This window comes from Aerococcus sp. L_32, assembly GCF_050689315.1.
The window spans coordinates 1-3,013 of the sequence record NZ_JBOEQF010000258.1; the positions used below are offsets into that span (position 1 = coordinate 1).

The window sequence follows — 3,013 nt, forward strand, 5'->3', positions numbered from 1 at the left end:
ACTTCCACTTCTAGCCTATCTACCTGATCGTCTCTCAGGGGTCTTACTATCTTAAAGATATGGGAAATCTCATCTTGAGGAGGGCTTCACGCTTAGATGCTTTCAGCGTTTATCCCATCCACACATAGCTACCCAGCGATGCTCTTGGCAGAACAACTGGTACACCAGCGGTGTGTCCATCCCGGTCCTCTCGTACTAAGGACAGCTCCTCTCAAATTTCCAACGCCCGCGACGGATAGGGACCGAACTGTCTCACGACGTTCTGAACCCAGCTCGCGTACCGCTTTAATGGGCGAACAGCCCAACCCTTGGGACCGACTTCAGCCCCAGGATGCGATGAGCCGACATCGAGGTGCCAAACCTCCCCGTCGATGTGAACTCTTGGGGGAGATAAGCCTGTTATCCCCAGGGTAGCTTTTATCCGTTGAGCGATGGCCCTTCCATGCGGAACCACCGGATCACTAAGCCCGACTTTCGTCCCTGCTCGACTTGTAGGTCTCGCAGTCAAGCTCCCTTCTGCCTTTACACTCTACGAATGATTTCCAACCATTCTGAGGGAACCTTTGGGCGCCTCCGTTACATTTTAGGAGGCGACCGCCCCAGTCAAACTGCCCGACTGACACTGTCTCCCGACCGGATTACGGTCGCGGGTTAGAGTGGCCATGTCACAAGGGTAGTATCCCACCAGCGCCTCCACCGAAACTAGCGTTCCGGCTTCAATGGCTCCTACCTATCCTGTACATGTCACACAGACACTCAATATCAACCTGCAGTAAAGCTCCATGGGGTCTTTCCGTCCTGTCGCGGGTAACCAGCATCTTCACTGGTACTACAATTTCACCGAGTCTCTCGTTGAGACAGTGCCCAAATCGTTACGCCTTTCGTGCGGGTCAGAACTTACCTGACAAGGAATTTCGCTACCTTAGGACCGTTATAGTTACGGCCGCCGTTTACTGGGGCTTCAATTCGTACCTTCGCTAATGCTAAGCACTCCTCTTAACCTTCCAGCACCGGGCAGGCGTCAGCCCCTATACGTCATCTTTCGATTTAGCAGAGACCTGTGTTTTTGATAAACAGTCGCTTGGGCCTATTCACTGCGGCTGACCAAATGGTCAGCACCCCTTCTCCCGAAGTTACGGGGTTATTTTGCCGAGTTCCTTAACGAGAGTTCGCTCGCTCACCTTAGGATGCTCTCCTCGACTACCTGTGTCGGTTTGCGGTACGGGTTGTTTGTATCTAACTAGAAACTTTTCTTGGCAGTGTGACGTCAGCAGCTTCGGTACTATATTTCCCTCCTCATCACAGCTTGTCTTTAACACGAAGCATTTCACTCTGTGTCAGACTCACTGCTTGAACACGAATCCAATAACGTGCTCTGCTTAGCCTCCTGCGTCCTTCCTTTGGTCAAACAATACAAACAAGTACAGGAATCTCAACCTGTTGTCCATCGCCTACACCTTTCGGTCTCGGCTTAGGTCCCGACTAACCCTGGGAGGACGAGCCTTCCCCAGGAAACCTTAGTCATACGGTGGACGGGATTCTCACCCGTCTTTCGCTACTCATACCGGCATTCTCACTTCTAAGCGCTCCACAAGTCCTCTCGATCTTGCTTCTCTGCCCTTAGAACGCTCTCCTACCATATCCATGCGGATATCCACAGCTTCGGTGTTCAGTTTAGCCCCGGTACATTTTCGGCGCAGGGTCACTCGACTAGTGAGCTATTACGCACTCTTTAAATGATGGCTGCTTCTAAGCCAACATCCTAGTTGTCTAAGCAACCCCACATCCTTTTCCACTTAACTGAAACTTTGGGACCTTAGCTGGTGGTCTGGGCTGTTTCCCTTTCAACTACGGATCTTATCACTCGCAGTTTGACTCCCGGATTAAAATATTTGGCATTCGGAGTTTATCAGATTTCGGTAATCCTAGATGGACCCCTAGATCAAACAGTGCTCTACCTCCAATATTCATCATCCGAGGCTAGCCCTAAAGCTATTTCGGAGAGAACCAGCTATCTCCAAGTTCGATTGGAATTTCTCCGCTACCCACACGTCATCCCCGCCTTTTTCAACAGACGTGGGTTCGGGCCTCCAGTGCGTTTTACCGCACCTTCACCCTGCACATGGGTAGGTCACTTGGTTTCGGGTATACGACTACATACTCGACGCCCTATTCAGACTCGCTTTCGCTATGGCTCCGTTTCTTCAACTTAACCTTGCATGCAATCGTAACTCGCCGGTCCGTTCTACAAAAAGTACGCCATCACCCATTAACGGGCTCTGACTGCTTGTAAGCGCACGGTTTCAGGTACTATTTCACTCCCCTTCCGGGGTGCTTTTCACCTTTCCCTCACGGTACTGGTTCACTATCGGTCACTAGGGAGTATTTAGCCTTGGGAGATGGTCCTCCCGGATTCCGACGGAATTACACGTGTTCCGCCGTACTCAGGATACAGACTAGCGTTATTGATCTTTCGTCTACGGGATTGTCACCCTCTGTGATTGGCCTTCCCATGCCATTCGACTAAATCTTTAACTACATATCGTCTGTCCTACAACCCCAAAGAGCAAGCTCTTTGGTTTGGGCTCTTTCCGTTTCGCTCGCCGCTACTCAGGAAATCGAATTTTCTTTCTCTTCCTACAGGTAATGAGATGTTTCAGTTCCCTGCGTCTTCCTCTCAAACTACTATGTATTTGTAGTTGAGTAATTGCCTATCAAAGCAATTGGGTTTCCCCATTCGGAAATCTCCGGATCAAAGCTTACTTACAGCTCCCCGAAGCATATCGGTGTTAGTCCCGTCCTTCATCGGCTCCTAGTGCCAAGGCATCCACCGTGCGCCCTTATTCACTTAACCATTGGTTAAGTTGTATGATTCGCGAAAAGTAATTTGCTTACTTTTATTGGTTTTTTACTCTTGGTAAAATTGGAATTTCTTATATTAATTATCTCCTGGTAGAAAATAATTAAATAAGAGGTTTATTACTTACAGTATTCAGTTTTCAAAGAACAAAAT

General features: G+C 49.2%; 1 rRNA gene. It reads right to left on the reverse strand.

Features of this window, described 5'->3' with window-relative positions:
• Positions 1–2,854: ribosomal RNA gene (locus ACRCJ0_RS11420) — 23S ribosomal RNA — on the reverse strand; the annotation flags it as partial.
• Between the last annotated feature and the right edge of the window lie 159 nt (positions 2,855–3,013).